At 55.6% G+C, this 15,763-nt stretch carries 15 protein-coding genes and 1 tRNA gene; 7 read left to right on the top strand and 9 right to left on the bottom strand.

Annotation, left to right across the window (positions count from 1 at the left end; translation table 11 throughout):
- Positions 1 to 79 precede the first annotated feature (79 nt).
- The gene (gene mqo / locus KCG39_RS10305) at positions 80 to 1,714 is read left to right on the top strand and encodes a malate dehydrogenase (quinone) (RefSeq protein ID WP_142468000.1); all 1,635 of its coding nucleotides are present in this window, start codon (positions 80 to 82) and stop codon (positions 1,712 to 1,714) included.
- Positions 1,715 to 1,756: 42 nt separating this feature from the next.
- Here the strand turns inward: mqo and eco are convergent, their stop codons facing one another.
- Positions 1,757 to 2,248 (bottom strand): serine protease inhibitor ecotin, encoded by a 492-nt coding sequence (gene eco / locus KCG39_RS10300; RefSeq protein WP_004123012.1) that lies wholly within the window; start codon positions 2,246 to 2,248, stop codon positions 1,757 to 1,759.
- A gap of 336 nt (positions 2,249 to 2,584) precedes the next feature.
- Between eco and KCG39_RS10295 the strand changes: the two genes are divergently transcribed.
- The gene (locus KCG39_RS10295) at positions 2,585 to 3,007 is read left to right on the top strand and encodes a hypothetical protein (protein ID WP_087829143.1); all 423 of its coding nucleotides are present in this window, start codon (positions 2,585 to 2,587) and stop codon (positions 3,005 to 3,007) included.
- A 65-nt stretch (positions 3,008 to 3,072) separates the two neighbouring features.
- Here the strand turns inward: KCG39_RS10295 and KCG39_RS10290 are convergent, their stop codons facing one another.
- The 4 genes from KCG39_RS10290 to KCG39_RS10275 all read right to left on the bottom strand — a co-directional run bounded on the left by KCG39_RS10290 (position 3,073) and on the right by KCG39_RS10275 (position 6,519).
- A complete protein-coding gene (locus KCG39_RS10290; RefSeq protein ID WP_004123009.1) occupies positions 3,073 to 4,179 on the bottom strand; it encodes an AI-2E family transporter in 1,107 nt (368 codons plus the stop codon).
- Between the two features lie 178 nt (positions 4,180 to 4,357).
- A tRNA-Pro gene (locus KCG39_RS10285) sits at positions 4,358 to 4,434 on the bottom strand.
- Between the two features lie 77 nt (positions 4,435 to 4,511).
- Entirely contained in the window at positions 4,512 to 6,272 is a 1,761-nt protein-coding gene (gene yejM, locus KCG39_RS10280; protein ID WP_004122956.1) for an LPS biosynthesis-modulating metalloenzyme YejM, read from the bottom strand.
- Between the two features lie 19 nt (positions 6,273 to 6,291).
- On the bottom strand, positions 6,292 to 6,519 hold the full coding sequence (locus tag KCG39_RS10275) for a YejL family protein (protein WP_004133900.1): 228 nt from the start codon (positions 6,517 to 6,519) through the stop codon (positions 6,292 to 6,294).
- Positions 6,520 to 6,697: 178 nt separating this feature from the next.
- Here KCG39_RS10275 and yejK point away from each other — a divergent pair, with 178 nt between their 5' ends.
- Positions 6,698 to 7,705, top strand: coding sequence for a nucleoid-associated protein YejK (gene yejK / locus KCG39_RS10270; protein ID WP_004122954.1), 1,008 nt, complete (start codon positions 6,698 to 6,700; stop codon positions 7,703 to 7,705).
- Positions 7,706 to 7,755: 50 nt separating this feature from the next.
- Here the strand turns inward: yejK and KCG39_RS10265 are convergent, their stop codons facing one another.
- On the bottom strand, positions 7,756 to 8,514 hold the full coding sequence (locus tag KCG39_RS10265) for a DeoR/GlpR family DNA-binding transcription regulator (protein ID WP_004122952.1): 759 nt from the start codon (positions 8,512 to 8,514) through the stop codon (positions 7,756 to 7,758).
- Positions 8,515 to 8,594: 80 nt separating this feature from the next.
- On the opposite strand from KCG39_RS10265, the gene KCG39_RS10260 reads away from it, so the two are divergent.
- Positions 8,595 to 9,197, top strand: a complete 603-nt coding sequence (locus KCG39_RS10260) for an NUDIX domain-containing protein (RefSeq protein ID WP_142467999.1) — start codon at positions 8,595 to 8,597, stop codon at positions 9,195 to 9,197.
- Positions 9,198 to 9,255: 58 nt separating this feature from the next.
- On the opposite strand, the gene rplY is transcribed toward KCG39_RS10260, so the two are convergent.
- Positions 9,256 to 9,540: a 50S ribosomal protein L25 gene (rplY, locus tag KCG39_RS10255; protein WP_004122948.1), complete on the bottom strand. Its 285-nt coding sequence runs from the start codon at positions 9,538 to 9,540 to the stop codon at positions 9,256 to 9,258.
- Between the two features lie 137 nt (positions 9,541 to 9,677).
- Positions 9,678 to 11,435, bottom strand: coding sequence for a DNA repair helicase RadD (gene radD / locus KCG39_RS10250; protein ID WP_049112169.1), 1,758 nt, complete (start codon positions 11,433 to 11,435; stop codon positions 9,678 to 9,680).
- 146 nt (positions 11,436 to 11,581) lie between these two features.
- Here radD and rsuA point away from each other — a divergent pair, with 146 nt between their 5' ends.
- The 3 genes from rsuA to KCG39_RS10235 all read left to right on the top strand — a co-directional run bounded on the left by rsuA (position 11,582) and on the right by KCG39_RS10235 (position 14,169).
- Positions 11,582 to 12,301 carry a 16S rRNA pseudouridine(516) synthase RsuA gene (gene rsuA / locus KCG39_RS10245; protein WP_087829141.1) on the top strand — a complete coding sequence of 240 codons (720 nt, stop codon included), beginning with the start codon at positions 11,582 to 11,584 and terminating at the stop codon, positions 12,299 to 12,301.
- Positions 12,298 to 13,494 (top strand): Bcr/CflA family multidrug efflux MFS transporter, encoded by a 1,197-nt coding sequence (locus tag KCG39_RS10240; RefSeq protein WP_004122939.1) that lies wholly within the window; start codon positions 12,298 to 12,300, stop codon positions 13,492 to 13,494. The genes rsuA and KCG39_RS10240 overlap by 4 nt, the downstream gene beginning before the upstream one ends.
- 330 nt (positions 13,495 to 13,824) lie before the next feature.
- Complete coding sequence (locus KCG39_RS10235; RefSeq protein ID WP_004122937.1) at positions 13,825 to 14,169, top strand: YejG family protein; 345 nt, start codon at positions 13,825 to 13,827, stop codon at positions 14,167 to 14,169.
- Between the two features lie 3 nt (positions 14,170 to 14,172).
- On the opposite strand, the gene yejF is transcribed toward KCG39_RS10235, so the two are convergent.
- On the bottom strand, positions 14,173 to 15,762 hold the full coding sequence (yejF, locus tag KCG39_RS10230) for a microcin C ABC transporter ATP-binding protein YejF (RefSeq protein ID WP_032741910.1): 1,590 nt from the start codon (positions 15,760 to 15,762) through the stop codon (positions 14,173 to 14,175).
- Position 15,763 lies beyond the last annotated feature (1 nt).

Raw genomic sequence — 15,763 nt, 5'->3', positions numbered from 1 at the left:
TCTTCAGTGTTACCTTTGAAGCCGAGAATCGTTTCACCTGCGCTAAATAAAAAAGCGAGTAAAGTAAGGCTCAAATCCGATGAAGAAAAAGATGGCCGTACCCAGCTCACAGGCGGTTGGTTCCAATAACACTCGGACCAACACCCGCCATGAGCAAGAGACGGATGTATTGTTGATTGGCGGCGGCATCATGAGCGCCACGTTGGGAACCTGGCTGCAGGAACTGGAGCCGGACTGGTCTATTACCATGGTCGAGCAGATGTCCAGCGTCGCGGAAGAGAGCTCGAACGGATGGAACAACGCGGGCACCGGCCACGCGGCGCTGATGGAATTGAACTATACGCCGCAAACCGCTAACGGTATCAATATCGATAAAGCGGTCGATATCAACGAATCTTTCCAGATTTCTCGTCAGTTTTGGGCCCACCAGGTGACCCGGGGCATTCTGAAAAAGCCTAAATCCTTTATTAACAGCGTGCCGCACATGAGCTTCGTCTGGGGCGAAGACAACGTTAACTTCCTGCGCGCCCGCTATGCGGCGTTACAACAAAGCGAGCTGTTCCGCGGTATCCGCTACTCCGAAGATCATCAACAAATTAAAGAGTGGGCTCCGCTGGTGATGGAAGGACGCGATCCGCAGCAGAAGGTGGCCGCAACCCGCTCGGAAGTCGGCACCGACGTGAACTACGGTGAAATCACCCGTCAGCTGATCGCCGGGCTGCAAACCCATGACAATTTCTCGCTTCAGCTGGGTACCGTGGTACGTCGCTTTAAGCGCAACGCCGACAATAGCTGGAGCGTCACGCTGGCGGATGCGAACAATCGCCACCAGAAACGGGTTATCAGGGCTAAATTTATCTTTATCGGCGCCGGCGGCGCCGCGCTGACCCTACTGCAGGAAACCGCTATTCCGCAGGCGAAGGAGTACGCGGGCTTCCCGGTCGGCGGTCAGTTCCTGGTCTGTGAGAACCCGGAAGTGGTTAACCATCATCTGGCTAAAGTCTATGGCCAGGCGGAAGTGGGCGCGCCGCCGATGTCGGTTCCGCACATCGACACTCGTATTATCGACGGCAAACGCGTGGTGCTGTTTGGGCCGTTCGCGACCTTCTCAACCCGCTTCCTGAAAAATGGTTCGCTTTGGGATCTGCTGGCTTCCACCAACACGTCGAACATCATGCCGATGCTCAACGTCGGGCTGGATAACTTCGATCTGGTCAAATACCTGATTAGCCAGGTGCTGCAAAAGGACAAAGATCGTCACGCGGCGCTGTGCGAGTATTACCCGGAAGCGCGCAAAGAAGACTGGCGCTTATGGCAGGCCGGCCAGCGCGTGCAGATTATCAAGCGTGATGAGAAGAAGGGCGGCGTTCTGCGTCTGGGTACCGAAGTCGTCAGCGATGATGAAGGTACCGTTGCCGCGCTGCTGGGCGCCTCGCCGGGGGCTTCCACTGCGGCGCCAATCATGCTGCAACTGATGGAGAAAGTGTTCAAAGAGAAGATTAACTCCGCGGACTGGCAGGCGAAACTGAAAGCGATCATACCGAGCTACGGTACGCGTCTGGATGGCAACGCGGCGGAAATTGAAAGGGCGTTGGCGTGGACCAGCGAAGTGCTGGAATTGCACTATGAGCCGCTTACCGCTGCTGACGATGTGCCGCAGGCGACGTTGAAACCGCTGCCTGAAGGCAAACCTATCGCGGATATCGCGCTGTAAATGCTTTCCGGCGGCTCTGGCCGCCGGAATCTGACTTAACCATTAACGCTCAACGGCAGTGCCGATGGTTTCGTCCGCTCGCCAGATACGATATTTCACGTCGATATTAGCCGGGGTGTAAACCACAATAGGTAACCTGCTGTTGTAACGCAGCATTCCCGCATCGCCCAGGCCAGCCATCACAAACTGTTTCTCTTTTTTACCGTCCGGGCAGGCCATCATGGTTGAGACGGGTGACGTCACTTTATCAAACACGTAGTAGTCGTAGCCCCAGCCTTCCAGGGTTCTGCTTTCCAGCTGGCCGCCAAGGCGGTGGCGATTGCAGTCGACTTCCAGCGTCTGGCCAATTAACAGCTCTACTTTTAATGCGGACTCATCCTGCTGCTGCGGCAGCTGAATCACTTGACGCTTCATCCCTTGTTCCGCCTTAGGATACGGAGCGATTTTTTCCAGCGGCTGCTCAGCAGCAACGGCGCTCGCGGAAACGCAGGCGATGGCCAGCAGGGAGGCGGCAAACGTAGTGATTTTTTTCACGAGAGTAATCCTTTGTTATCAATCATAAACAGCACAATGTTAGCATTGGTTTGCGTTATGGGTAGTGGTGTTTACCAAAGTTTTCATAGTTTCTAGTTATAAGTTCTGCTGGTGTGGTGGAGGCAGTTGTTCATCCCCTACGGCAGTCCGCGGTTTCCCCTTGCAGCCAATTATTGGTAATGTGAATTTTAAAATGATTATGATCAACAAAAGAATTAATTTACATATGAAATTATTTCATTCGTTATATTTATCTTCCGTCATTTAGAATGTTTTATAAGGGAAATTAATTGAAAGGGAATTGTTCATTTAAATAATTGATATGAGTGATGGTAGATGAAAGTGAAAAAGGTTTTACTGGTTGCGTCGCTGGCGGTTTTTTCGCTATTGGCAGGGTGCACTTCCGAGGCACAGCGTTTGGCGAACTGCGAGGCCAAGGGGATTTCCCGCGATACCTGCTACTTAGCGGAGCAAAATCGTCAGGCCTCGATGAATGCAGCTTATGAGAAGCAGGCCTTAGAAAACGCCGCTGCTGCCGTTCAGCATAGTCAGAGCGCGAAGGTGAAAACCCGGCATTTTAACGGCATGGAGATTAAAGGCACCAGTACCGGCTTAAGTATTGATGGTAAAGCGGCGGCGGTGATTGAGAAAAATAAAGACGCGACCGTTTACCAGCAGGGGCTTTACAACTTTATCGTTTACGCCAACGGTAAAATTGCCGTCACTCAGGACGGCGTGTTTAAAGGCTACGCCAAATAAAAGCGCCGATCGGGGGGATATGTTCCCCCTGTATGCCTGCGCTGCGGCGGTCCAAAAGGAACGCGTTACTCCTCGTGATTTTTACCCTCTTCTAAGAAATCCTCATCAAGCTCGTCGATATTTCCGGCGTGATCGCGTCCGGACAGCAGGTTCCAGCAAGCGATAAACAGGGCGGCGATCAGCGGGCCGATAACAAAGCCGTTGATGCCGTAGATTTCCATGCCGCCGATGGTGGTGATCAGGATCAGGTAGTCCGGCATTTTGGTATCTTTGCCAACCAGTAAAGGGCGGAGAATGTTATCGACCAGGCCGACGATGATCACAAAAAAGCCAACGATAAACGCCCCCTGCCATAGCTGACCGGTCGCGAAGAGATAGACCGCCGCAGGAACCCAGATGATCGCCGAGCCCACCGCCGGAATGAGCGACAGAAACGCCATCAGCGCGCCCCACAGGATGCTGCCATCAAGACCCACGATCCAGAACGCCAGTCCGCCAAGCGCGCCCTGCGCGAGGGCGACCGCCACGGTACCTTTGACGGTTGCTCTGGAGACGGCGGCAAATTTGGCGAAAAGATGCTGCTTCACGTGATTTGATAGCGGCAGGGATTCAAGGATCAGCCTGACCAGGTACGGACCATCTTTTAGCAGGAAAAACAGCAGGTAAAGCATGATGCCGAAGCTGATGGTAAAACCGAACGTGCCTTTACCAATCAAGAATGCGCTACCGGCCAGGTACTGGCCTCCTTTAAGCGCAACGTCCGAAAGCTGGCGCTGAATTTGTTCCGCGCTATCAAGGTTATGCTCTGAGAGGAAGCTCCTTGCCCATTCTGGCAGGTGCGCAAAGAGGCTGGCTACCACAGTCGGGAACTGGGTATCGTTATGCTGCAGTTTGGTGTAAACCACGTTTAGCTCGAAGGCCAGCGACGAGAGTATGATCGCCAGAGGGGTAAACACGATCAGACAGATAATCACTATCGTTAGAAACGCCGCCAGGCCGTTGCGCTCGCCAATCCGATCGCGCAGTTTGTTCTTCACCGGGTGGAAGATTACCGCCAGAATTGCTGCCCATAAAATAGCTGAATAATAGGGGGAGAGAACGTCGAAAAAAGCAAGGGTGACGATCAGCACGATCAGGATGAAAAATCCCTTCGTAAGTCCATTAACTCTCATGTGAATCCTTCATAAAAATGACGTGTACCATCAAATAATAGAAGCTTTTCCATGATTTACAATCAAAGTGGCTGGTGCAGTTTGCTGAGAACAGGGAGGATATATGACATTAAAAAACCCGCAGTCTTTGTAAGAGTGCGGGTTCTTAAGGGGTTACCGATTTAATCGGTGAATAATTTGGTCGGCACGAGAGGATTTGAACCTCCGACCCCCGACACCCCATGACGGTGCGCTACCAGGCTGCGCTACGTGCCGATTCGTGGGGAACAATATTACCCGTTCCCCAAGCGAATGCAAGCCGGGAAATGACTGATTGATTTATAAATAATCAATCAGTTAGCGATAAAGCGTTTTTCATCGGTCAGCACCTGCAGCAACAGGCTGAGCTGCGGTTTTTGATCGTTAATTTTCTCGCCGTCGCTGTTCCATGTTCGGTAAGTACCGTTGTGATTAAGCACGACGGTGACCTTCGGCGTGGTAATGGCCAGCGTATCGCTATTCGCTGCGGTGACCCAGGCACGGCGACGGGCGGCGCTAAACAGATCTTCGCCTTGCGAATACTCGTTTGCCGGGGTCGAAACGTGGAGCAAACGCTGCATCAGCGTCGTCATCACGTCTTTGTTATCCGTCAGTGTCGCGATTTCCTGAGCCGGCGTACCTGGCCAATGGATCACTAAGGGAACCTGCAGCTGCTCACGAGACCAGCCAAACTGCTCATGCTGCGGGTTCAGCGGCATTCCGCGGCCCGCCGTCACGATCACCACCGTGTTGTCGAGCTTGCCCGCTTCGCGCAGCGCGTTCAGCACGCGACCAATTTGCGTATCGACCGCACCGGCAGCGCTGCTGTAGCGACGGACAAAGTTTTGCTGCTGACCGTCGTCAAGGGTGGTGCCGTTGAGCGAAACCCATGAGAACCAGCGGTTTTCATCCTGGGCGTAGCGGTCCAGCCAGTTAATCCACTGGTTAGCCGTCTGCTCATCGCTTTGCGCTTTCGCGGCTGGCAGTGAAAAATCGGACAGCAGCGCCTGGCGGTAGAGCGGGCTGCTAAAACCGTCGGACGAGAACAGGCCCAGCTGGTAGCCCTGTTGGTTCAGCGAAGTAATCAGCGCTGCGGGAATACGCGCTGAGAGGACGCCGTCCATATAGCTCGGCGAAATACCGTAGAACAGGCCAAACATGCCGCTGTCAGCGGTGTTGCCGGAGCTCATATGCTGGGTAAAGTTAACGTTCTCTTTCGCGAACCCGGCCAGCGCCGGCATGTTTTTCTCAAAGCGTGAATAATTAAGATTATCAACGGTAATCAGCAGCACATTATAGCCGGTACCGAGATCGCGATAACGCAGATCGCTCAGCGGGTATTGCACCGAGACGGCTTCCGGCGCGCCTTGTTCCACCAGGCGGCGCTGGTAGTCCTGCGCGTCGAGCAGACCGTGTTTTTCGAGGAAACGGCGCGCCGTCATCGGATAGGAAAGCGGCAGGTTGGCCCGCTGCATGGTTATTGGGCGATAGAAATTGGCGTCCGCCCAGATATAGACCAGGTGGCTACTGATAAAAGAAATAAAGAAGAACCAGGCAACGGGACGCGCATAGTGGCGGCGACGCGTCAGGCTGCGCAGCTTCTGCCAGCTCCAGGTCGCAAACAGCATCTCCAGCAGGAAAATGATCGGCACGCTGATAAACATCAGCTGCCAGTCGCGCGCCATCTCGTTCTGGTCAGGGTTAATCACCAGTTCCCAGACAAAGGGATTAAGATGCAGGTGAAAACGGGTGAAAACTTCGCTATCGATCAGCAGCAGCGTCATGCCCACGGTCGCCAGAACAACCGAGATAAAGCGCATTAAGCGCTGAGAGACGACGATAAAAGTCAGCGGGAAAAGAATCAGCACGTAGCTGGTAAAGACCAGGAAGCTGAAGTGACCAACGAGACTGACGTACGAAAAGAGGCGTCCGGCAAGCGTCGTTGGCCAGTCGGCGACAAACAGATAGCGACTGCCGAGCACCATAGCCAACAACATGTTGAAAAGGGCGAACCAGTGCCCCCAACTGACCATCTGGGAGACTTTTTCTCGGTAGGGCTGACGAAGAGTCACCATATACTGTTGTTCGTTATCCTTAGTGCGCCGGATCGTCGTTGATAGATGACTGCAGCGCCTGGGCAAAAGAACGGGCGATGGCCTGACGCTGCGCCGGCGCGACGCTACTATTGATCAGGTTAGTCACCATATTGCCCAGTACCATCAGTGACAGGTCAACGGGCGCTTTATGTGTTTCCAGAACGCTCGTCAGCTCGCTGAGCAGCTGTTCGACGTGTTCATCGCTATAGCGGGATAATTGCGGCATAAACTCAAAATCTGTTTGTTCGTGAAAGGGCAACATATTACCGTAGCAGCAGCTTTTTTTCCGCATTTTTTCGCCGCGACGCAAAAGCGCGCGGCTTCGCTCGCAAAGAGTCACGCGGCGGTTGCGTCGTCGCCCCGCCGGTGGTTGAATACCGCCCGGTCTAAAAGGAGAGTTTAACATGAGTCTGGATATCGACCAGATTGCCCTGCATCAGTTAATCAAACGTGATGAACAAAATCTGGAGCTGGTGCTGCGCGAGTCACTGCTGGAGCCGACGGCGACGGTGGTGGAGATGATGGCCGAACTGCATCGTGTCTACAGCGCGAAAAATAAAGCCTACGGCCTGTTTAATGAAGAGAGCGAGCTGGCGCAGGCGCTGCGCGGGCAGCGTAAGGGCGAAGAAGCGTTCCTGCCGTTTAGCCGCGCCGCTACCGGTCGCCTGCGCGACGAACTGGCAAAATATCCCTTTGCTGAAGGCGGAATCGTGCTGTTTTGCCAGTATCGCTATCTGGCGGTGGAATATCTGATGGTGGCGGTGCTGAACAACTTAAGCAGCATGCGCGTTAATGAAGAGCTGGATATCAGCTCCACCCATTATCTGGATATCAATCACGCGGATATCGTCGCCCGTATTGATTTAACCGAGTGGGAAACCAACCCGGAGTCAACGCGCTACCTGACCTTCCTGAAAGGCCGGGTAGGGCGCAAGGTGGCGGATTTCTTTATGGACTTCCTCGGCGCTAGCGAAGGGCTGAACGCGAAAGCGCAGAACCGCGGCCTGCTGCAGGCGCTGGATGATTTCGCCGCCGATGCGCAGCTGGATAAATCTGAGCGTCAAAACGTGCGCCAGCAGGTATACAGCTACTGCAACGAACAGCTGCAGGCCGGTGAGGAAATCGAGCTGGAGTCGCTATCAAAAGAGCTGGCGGGCGTCAGCGAGAAGACGTTTCAGGAATTTACCGCGGAACAGGGCTACGAGCTGGAAGAGAGTTTCCCGGCGGATCGCAGCACTTTGCGTCAATTAACCAAGTTTGCCGGCAGCGGCGGCGGGTTAACCATCAACTTTGACGCGATGCTGCTGGGCGAGCGGGTGTTCTGGGATCCGGCCACGGATACCCTAACCATTAAAGGCACGCCGCCTAACCTGCGCGATCAGCTGCAGCGCCGCACCTCCGGCGGAAATTAAAACGCGAAATCCCGACGCCGAGTCGGGATTTTTTTAGCCTTAGGCCTGAGCTATCCGGCGCAGACGATCTCTACGCCATCGATGGCTAACTGCTGGCGCAGCGCCTCATCTAATGTCGTATCCACGATCAGCGTACTGACCAGACCCAGCTCGCCGATAGCAAAGGCCGACGCGGAGTTCAGCTTCTCTTGTGACGCCATCACCACCGTTTCGGCAGCCCGCGTCGCCAGCGCGCGCTTGATTCCCGCTTCTTCATAATCGCCGGTGGTGAATCCCGCCCGCGGGTGAACGCCGGTGACGCCCATAAAAAACAGATCGGCATTGATGCGGGAGATACTTTCCAGGGCGGCGGACCCGACGCTGACCACCGAATGTTTAAACAACCGGCCGCCAATCAAAATCACCTCGATCAACGGTTTATCCACCAGCGCGACGGCGATCCCCGGGCTATGGGTGACAACTGTACACGCGAGGGTAGCCGGTAGCAGACGTACCATCTCTCCGGTGGTGGTGCCGCCGTCGATAATCACTACCTGGCCGGGTTGAATGAGCTCTACCGCGCGCTGGGCAATGGTCTGCTTTGAGGCGATTTGCACGCTCTTTCTTGTTTCAATGGGCGCGATGGCTTCGGAAACCGGCAGCGCGCCGCCGTGGACGCGCTGCAGTTTGCCTTCCGCGGCCAGCTCCCGCAGATCCCGGCGAATGGAGTCTTCTGAGACGCTAAAGCGCTGGCTGAGATCCCCTGACATTACCTGTTTTTCCTCGGCGAGGATCTGCAAAATCTGCTGTTTTCTCTGGCTGGCAAGCATCAAAATACCTTCATGAGTGATCTTGTTTGTGCACGATTATGCATGTTATGTTGCTCTCTGTCACCTAAAAGGGGAAAAACATGCACGATGATGCACCGCGCGTTCGCCATATTCGCGAAACGCTATTATCGGACAACTGGTACACACTCAAGAAATATACCTTCGAATTATTACGCCGGGACGGGCGCTGGCAGGAGCTGAGTCGGGAAGCTTACGACCGCGGCAACGGCGCGGTGATCCTGCTCTACAATCGTGAAAAGCAAACGGTAGTGCTGGTTCGCCAGTTTCGCTTTCCGGTGTGGATTAACGGTCATGATGGCTTTTTGATCGAAGCCGCAGCCGGACTGCTGGATAACGCTTCTCCGGAGGCGCGCATCGTTGCCGAAGCCGAAGAGGAGACCGGTTTTCGCGTCACGCGGATTGAGCCGGTATTCACCGCTTACATGAGCCCCGGTTCGGTGACGGAGAAGCTTTACTTTTTCATCGCCGAATACTCTGCCGACGATCGGCGCGGCGACGGTGGCGGTGGCGGTCTGGCGACGGAAGGGGAAGATATCGAGGTGCTGGAGTGGCCGCTGGAAAAAGCGCTACAGGCTATTGGTGAAGGGGAAATCGTCGATGCGAAAACGATTATGCTGCTGCAGCATCTGGCACTGAATGCGGCAACGTTGTTAGCCCGATAAACAAAACGCCCCGAACCTTGCGGAGCGGGGCGTTTGCCATACAACTTTCAGTCGGCGATTAAGCGCGAACGAAGTCGATGTGAGTCAGCTTCGGCTTGAACGGGTGACGCTGAACAGCCTGAGCTTTAACTTTCTCTTCTTTGCCATCAACAACGAGGGTCAGAACTTCGTTGTAGAACTCAGCGTTGTTCTGCATGTTCCACACTTTGTCGTGATCCAGTTCGATTGCTACTGGCGCAGCTTCGCCGCCATAGATGATGGCCGGGAATTTGTTAGCTGCACGCAGGCGGCGGCTCGCACCCTTACCCTGCTCTTTACGTAATTCTGCATTGATAGTAAACATTGATGTCTCTCTATATATAAATCCTGCTACAGGCGACCCAGCAGCAGGCAGATTATCTGCTTTGCGAATGCAAAAGCGGGCGGCATTATAGCCGCCATACGTTTTTGCGGCAACCAAAACCTCAGGCGTACGGAGGATTAACGCAGTTCATTGGCCCGGCGGAATCGGCCCTGATAATCAAATACTTTCTCCCGCACCTGCCAGTATTGCCCCTTCATGCGCGCCACGACAAAGTCCGGATGGCGCAGCAGCGCCTGCTGGGCGAGGATATCGGCGGGCGTTATCCAGCGCAGCGGCACGCCCGGCGTTCGGGTGTGTGGGCGGATAAAGAGCTGCTCAAAGGCGGTGCGCTGGGCGGGGGTATGCAGGCGGAAGCGCTCGCTGACCTCCGCGCCATCTTCGTCGTAATAGGTGATTTTCAGCCAGTTGCCTTTATCATCCGCGCCGTGCTGCAGATCCATTCCGCTACAGCGCAGCACCAGCGCGTCTTTTAGCTTCAGCGCGGCTTTCAGCATGTCATCGGGGTCGACCAGAATGGTATCGCACTCGCGGCAGCGGCGGGCGGCGATATCGTTTTCCGCGTTACACTGCGGGCAGTTTTTGAAGCGAAAGCGAAAATCACACTGCTCGCGATGGCCTTCGTCATCTTCAAACCAGCCCTGGCAGCGGCGGCCAAAGTGTTCAATCAGCGTGCCGTCGGCGGTGGTTTTCCCCCAGAAAGTATTGGCGAAACCGCATGCCGGGCAAAACACCTGGACCGGCACGTTGTCGCTTTTTCCTTTCGGCGTCCCCACTTCCGGGGCATAGAGATCGTGCGGATTCCCGGCGTAATCAAGGATCAGGCAGTCGGTTTTACCCGGCGCCAGGCGCAGGCCGCGGCCGACGATCTGTTGGTAAAGACTCACCGACTCGGTCGGGCGCAGGATGGCGATCAGATCGACATGCGGCGCATCAAATCCGGTGGTCAGCACCGCGACGTTGACCAGATAGCGATACTGCTGGGCTTTAAACGCTTCAATGATGCGATCGCGCTCTGGACCCGGCGTTTCACCGGTGATTAAAGCCGCTTCGCCCTGCGGAAGTAACCCGGTCACTTCGCGGGCGTGTTCAACGGTGGCGGCGAAAATCATCACTCCTTTGCGCGTGTGGGCGAACTCGACGATTTGGCTAACGATATGCGGCGTGACGCGCTGCTGTTTTTTCAGCTCATGGTTCAGGTCGGACTCGCTGAACAAGCCATTGCTTTGCGCCTGGAGACGGCTGAAGTCATACTGAACCACCGGCATATCCAGCCGCTCCGGCGGCGTCAAATAGCCGTTCTTAATCATATAGCGCAGCGGCAGCTCGTAGATGCAGTCGCGAAACAGCGCTTTTTCATCGCCGCGCACCATGCCGTGGTAGTGGAATTGGTAAATCCATCCCTTGCCGAGGCGAAAAGGCGTGGCGGTCAGCCCCAGCAGACGCAGATGCGGATTGACCTGCTGAAGGTGGCTGATGATCTGCTGGTACTGGCTGTCATCATCGTCGCTGATGCGGTGGCACTCGTCGACGATCAGCAGCGAAAACTCGCCCTGAAACTGGTCAAGGTTGCGGGCGACCGACTGCACGCTGCCAAAGACCACTTTACCGTGGCTCTCTTTGCGCTTAAGGCCCGCGGCGAAAATATCCGCCTCCAGACCGAGCGCGCAATACTTGGCGTGGTTCTGTGCCACCAGCTCTTTAACGTGCGCCAGCACCAGTACCCGACCGCGCGCCAGGCGCGCCAGTTCGGCGATGACCAGGCTTTTACCTGCGCCGGTCGGCAGGACAATCGCGGCGGGTTCATGGTGGCGGCGAAACCAGGCGAGCGTGGCGTCGACCGCTTCTTTTTGGTAGGGACGTAGTGTAAAGGTCATGAATTTATAGCGGTTAATTAACTCGCGAATAGTATGCCACGAATCTTTTCCCTTGAGTGGTGTTAATAGCTCGTTATACTACCTATGAAATTCTTCTTTTTCGGGCGCGTTGCCCGCTCCAGCACTCTTACAGGCTAAAAAATCTCATGCGACTTGATAAGTTTATCGCTCAGCAACTTGGCGTTAGCCGGGCTATTGCCGGGCGTGAAATCCGCGGCAGCCGCGTTACCGTGGACGGCGACATTGTAAAAGACTCCTCCTTCAAGCTTCTGCCGGAGCATGACGTCGAGTATGACGGCAATACGCTGGTTCAGCAGACCGGCCCGCGCTACTTTATGCTCAACAAGCCGCAGGGGTACGTGTGTTCCACCGACGATCCGGATCATCCAACGGTCCTTTATTTCCTCGACGTGCCGGTGGCGCACAAGCTGCATGCCGCGGGTCGCCTGGATATCGACACGACCGGGCTGGTGCTGATGACCGACGACGGCCAGTGGTCCCACCGCATTACTTCTCCTCGCCATCATTGTGAAAAAACCTATCTGGTGACGCTGGAAAACCCGGTTGACGAGACGACCGCCGAGCAGTTTGCCAAAGGCGTTCAGCTGCATAATGAGAAAGAGCTGACCAAACCGGCGGTGCTGGAAGTCGTGACCCCGACCGAGGTCCGCCTGACCATTAGCGAAGGGCGCTATCATCAGGTTAAGCGAATGTTTGCTGCGGTGGGTAACCATGTGGTGGGCCTGCATCGCGAACGTATTGGCGACATTGCGCTTGATGCGGCGCTGGCGCCCGGTGAATATCGTCCGCTGACAGAAGCTGAAATTGCCAGCGTCGGCGGCCAACATGCGCGGAGTAAAACGTGACGGCAAAGCAGAATTCTTCGTTAGGGATTGTGTTTATTCTAGGCCTGCTGGCGATGTTAATGCCGCTGTCGATTGATATGTATCTTCCGGCGCTGCCGGTGATCGCGGCGCAGTTTAACGTGCCGGACGGCAGCGCGCAGATGACGCTGAGCACCTATATTCTGGGCTTTGCCCTCGGCCAGCTGTTGTATGGCCCGATGGCGGACAGCTTAGGGCGTAAGCCGGTTATTCTTGGTGGTACGCTGGTTTTTGCCGCGGCGGCGGTGGCCTGCGCGCTGTCGCAGACTATCGATATGTTGATTACCATGCGCTTTTTCCACGGTCTGGCGGCCGCAGCGGCGAGCGTGGTGATTAACGCCCTGATGCGTGATATCTATCCCAAAGAAGAGTTTTCGCGGATGATGTCGTTCGTCATGCTGGTGACGACCGTCGCGCCGCTGGTGGCGCCGATGGTCGGCGGCGCTGTGCTGGTGTGGTTTAGCTGGCATGCGATATTCTGGATCCTCGCGCTGGCTGCACTCTTAGCCTCGGCGATGATCGCGTTCTTTATTAGCGAGACCCTGCCGCCGGAACGCCGGCAGAAGTTTCACATTCGTACTACGTTAGGTAACTTCGCGACCCTGTTTCGCCATAAGCGGGTGCTTAGCTATATGCTGGCAAGCGGCTTTAGCTTCGCCGGGATGTTCTCGTTTCTGAGCGCCGGCCCGTTTGTGTATATCAATATTAACCACGTTTCGCCGCAGCACTTTGGCTACTATTTTGCGCTGAACGTCGTGTTCCTGTTTGTCATGACTATGATCAACAGCCGGTTTGTGCGGCGGGTTGGGGCGCTAAATATGTTCCGCGCCGGGCTGTGGATCCAGTTTGCCATGGCGGTATGGATGGTGGTATGCGCGCTGTTTGACGTGGGTTTTTGGGCGCTGGTGTTTGGCGTAGCGGCTTTCATCGGCTGCGTTTCGATGGTCTCTTCCAACGCGATGGCGGTGATTCTCGATGAGTTTCCGCATATGGCCGGGACGGCTTCCTCGCTGGCAGGCACTTTCCGTTTCGGCATTGGCGCCATTGTCGGCGCGCTGCTATCGATGGCAACGTTTACCACCGCCTGGCCAATGCTGATTTCGATCGCCTTCTGCGCCAGCAGCTCCATCCTCTTTTATCTCTACGCCAGCCGACGGCGCAAAGCCGCGCGCTAAGCGACTTTCAGGGGGCGATATCGCCCCTTTTTTTGATGCATGTCAACCGAATCCGGCTTCTCAGTTCAGTAATTTGTTTATTTTATGTAAAATCAAATCGCTCTAAAAGTCGCATGATTGCGATAAAAAAGTTGTTTTAGATCACAGAAACGGGTACATATAGCCCGAAGATGTTCCACCTGCACAATTATAAACTTTTACATTACAAACCAATAACACGGCTATGCCACTGGTGTAAGCGTTTTCTGTGCAGGATCAGGACTAGTTGTCAATAATGTGTTAGTATTGATGTAAAATTATTGTGAAGTATTTTGCTTCCGGGGTAAACACGTGAATACACTGCAACTCTCTATCGTACACCGTCTGCCGCAGAGCTATCGCTGGCTGGCCGGTTTTGCAGGTTCAAGAGTTGAACCGATTCCGCAAAACGGCGCCCAGAGCGAAAATAGCCTCGTGGCGTTGAAATTACTCAGCCCCGATGGCGAAAGCGCGTGGCCGGTCATGCATAAGCTCAGCCAGGCGCTTAGCGACATCGAGGTCGATAGCTCTGTCGTTGAATGCGAAGGGGAACCGTGCCTGTTTGTTAACCGTCAGGACGAATTTGCCGCAACCTGTCGCCTGAAAAATTTCGGCGTGGCGATTGCAGAACCCTTCTCCGGCAACAACCCCTTCTGACCGTCAGCTCAACGCCAGCAGCTGACGGGTATACTCCTGCTGCGGAGCGGTAAATACGCGCTCGCACTCACCCTGCTCGACGACTTCTCCCTGCCGCAGCACCATTACCTGATGACACAGCGCCCGCACGACGCGTAAATCATGGCTGATAAAAATATAGGCCAGCTGATGCTTTTGCTGCAACGCCTTCAGCAGAGTGAGGATTTGCGCCTGCACGGTTTTATCCAGCGATGAGGTTGGCTCATCCAACACAATAAGCTGCGGTTTGACGACCAGCGCCCTGGCGATAGCGATGCGCTGACGCTGGCCGCCGGAGAAGGCGGCAGGGTAGCGATGCCGGGATTGCGGATCGAGCCCTACCTCCTGCATCACCTGAATCACCGCCTGTTCCCGTTCGGCGGGCGTAAGCGTCGGCTGATGAACGCGCAGTCCCTCTTCAATAATTTGCAGCACGTTGAGCCGCGGGTTTAGCGATGAGTTAGGGTCCTGAAACACCACCTGCATGCGGCGACGTAGCGGCAGCATCTGCCGACGGTTGCGTCCCTGAAGCGCCTCACCGTCAAAGGCGATCGCGCCAGCGGAATGAATCAGACGCAGAAGCGCCAGCCCGGTGGTGCTTTTGCCCGATCCTGACTCGCCGACCAGCCCCAGCGTTTCTCCCGCGCGCAAATGAAAGCTGACGGCATTAACGACGCGGTTATGATCGACAACCCGTCGCAGCAGACCTTTACGTATCGGAAAGGCGATACTCAAGTTTTCCGCCCGCAGTAATACCGGCGCATCGGGCGCGAGCGGGACGGGATCGCCCGACGGCTCGCTGTCCAGCAGGCGGCGGGTATAAGGGTGTTCGGGGGCGGAGAACAGCGCCTGGCAGCCGTTTTGTTCAACGCAGCGGCCATTCTGCATCACCGCGACGCGATCGGCGAGCTGACGAACGATGCTCAGATTATGGGTGATAAACAGCAGCCCCATATTTAACTCTTGCTTCAGCTCGCGCAGCAGCGTGAGGATTTGCGCCTGCACCGAGACGTCCAGCGCGGTTGTGGGTTCGTCGGCGATAAGCAGCTCCGGGCGGGTCAATAGCGCCATGGCGATCATCACCCGCTGGCGCTCGCCGCCGGAGAGCTGATGCGGATAGTCAGCCAGCCGCCGGGGCGCATTGCGGATCCCGACGCGCTCCAGGCAGTCGAGGATTTCTCCGCGGGCCGCTTCTTTACGCATCCCGCGATGCAAGGAGAGCACTTCGTACAGCTGTTTTTCCAGGGTATGCAGCGGATTAAGCGAAACCATCGGTTCCTGGAAGATCATCGCGATGCGGTTACCGCGCACGCCGCGCAGGGTGCGTTCATCGGCATGCAGTAGCGACTGACCGTGAAAGCGGATATCGCCGGTGGGATAGCTGACCGGCGGCGACGGGAGCAGCCGCAGCACCGATAGCGCGGTCACGCTCTTACCGGAGCCGGACTCGCCGACCAGCGCCAGGGTCTCGCCGACGGCAATCTGCAGCGACAGTTCGCTGACGACCGAAGTGGTTTCTCCCTGCTGACGAAAGGCGATGGAGAGATTATCGATATCTAACAGAGGTTGCGTCATG

Origin of the sequence: Klebsiella pasteurii (assembly GCF_018139045.1) — a bacterium.
In the GTDB taxonomy this organism is placed as follows: Bacteria; Pseudomonadota; Gammaproteobacteria; order Enterobacterales; family Enterobacteriaceae; genus Klebsiella; species Klebsiella grimontii.
This window is presented reverse-complemented; position numbering and strand designations above follow the sequence as displayed.

What these genes read in the sequence shown, in the direction of transcription:
- KCG39_RS10275 (WP_004133900.1), bottom strand. Translation starts at nt 6,519, where the DNA reads ATGCCGCAATTATCCCGCTATAGCGATGAACACGTCGAACAGCTGCTC.
- KCG39_RS10295 (WP_087829143.1), top strand. Translation starts at nt 2,585, where the DNA reads ATGAAAGTGAAAAAGGTTTTACTGGTTGCGTCGCTGGCGGTTTTTTCG.
- mqo (WP_142468000.1), top strand. Translation starts at nt 80, where the DNA reads ATGAAGAAAAAGATGGCCGTACCCAGCTCACAGGCGGTTGGTTCCAAT.
- KCG39_RS10265 (WP_004122952.1), bottom strand. Translation starts at nt 8,514, where the DNA reads ATGCTTGCCAGCCAGAGAAAACAGCAGATTTTGCAGATCCTCGCCGAG.
- yejK (WP_004122954.1), top strand. Translation starts at nt 6,698, where the DNA reads ATGAGTCTGGATATCGACCAGATTGCCCTGCATCAGTTAATCAAACGT.
- rsuA (WP_087829141.1), top strand. Translation starts at nt 11,582, where the DNA reads ATGCGACTTGATAAGTTTATCGCTCAGCAACTTGGCGTTAGCCGGGCT.
- rplY (WP_004122948.1), bottom strand. Translation starts at nt 9,540, where the DNA reads ATGTTTACTATCAATGCAGAATTACGTAAAGAGCAGGGTAAGGGTGCG.
- KCG39_RS10260 (WP_142467999.1), top strand. Translation starts at nt 8,595, where the DNA reads ATGCACGATGATGCACCGCGCGTTCGCCATATTCGCGAAACGCTATTA.
- radD (WP_049112169.1), bottom strand. Translation starts at nt 11,435, where the DNA reads ATGACCTTTACACTACGTCCCTACCAAAAAGAAGCGGTCGACGCCACG.
- yejF (WP_032741910.1), bottom strand. Translation starts at nt 15,762, where the DNA reads ATGACGCAACCTCTGTTAGATATCGATAATCTCTCCATCGCCTTTCGT.
- yejM (WP_004122956.1), bottom strand. Translation starts at nt 6,272, where the DNA reads ATGGTGACTCTTCGTCAGCCCTACCGAGAAAAAGTCTCCCAGATGGTC.
- KCG39_RS10290 (WP_004123009.1), bottom strand. Translation starts at nt 4,179, where the DNA reads ATGAGAGTTAATGGACTTACGAAGGGATTTTTCATCCTGATCGTGCTG.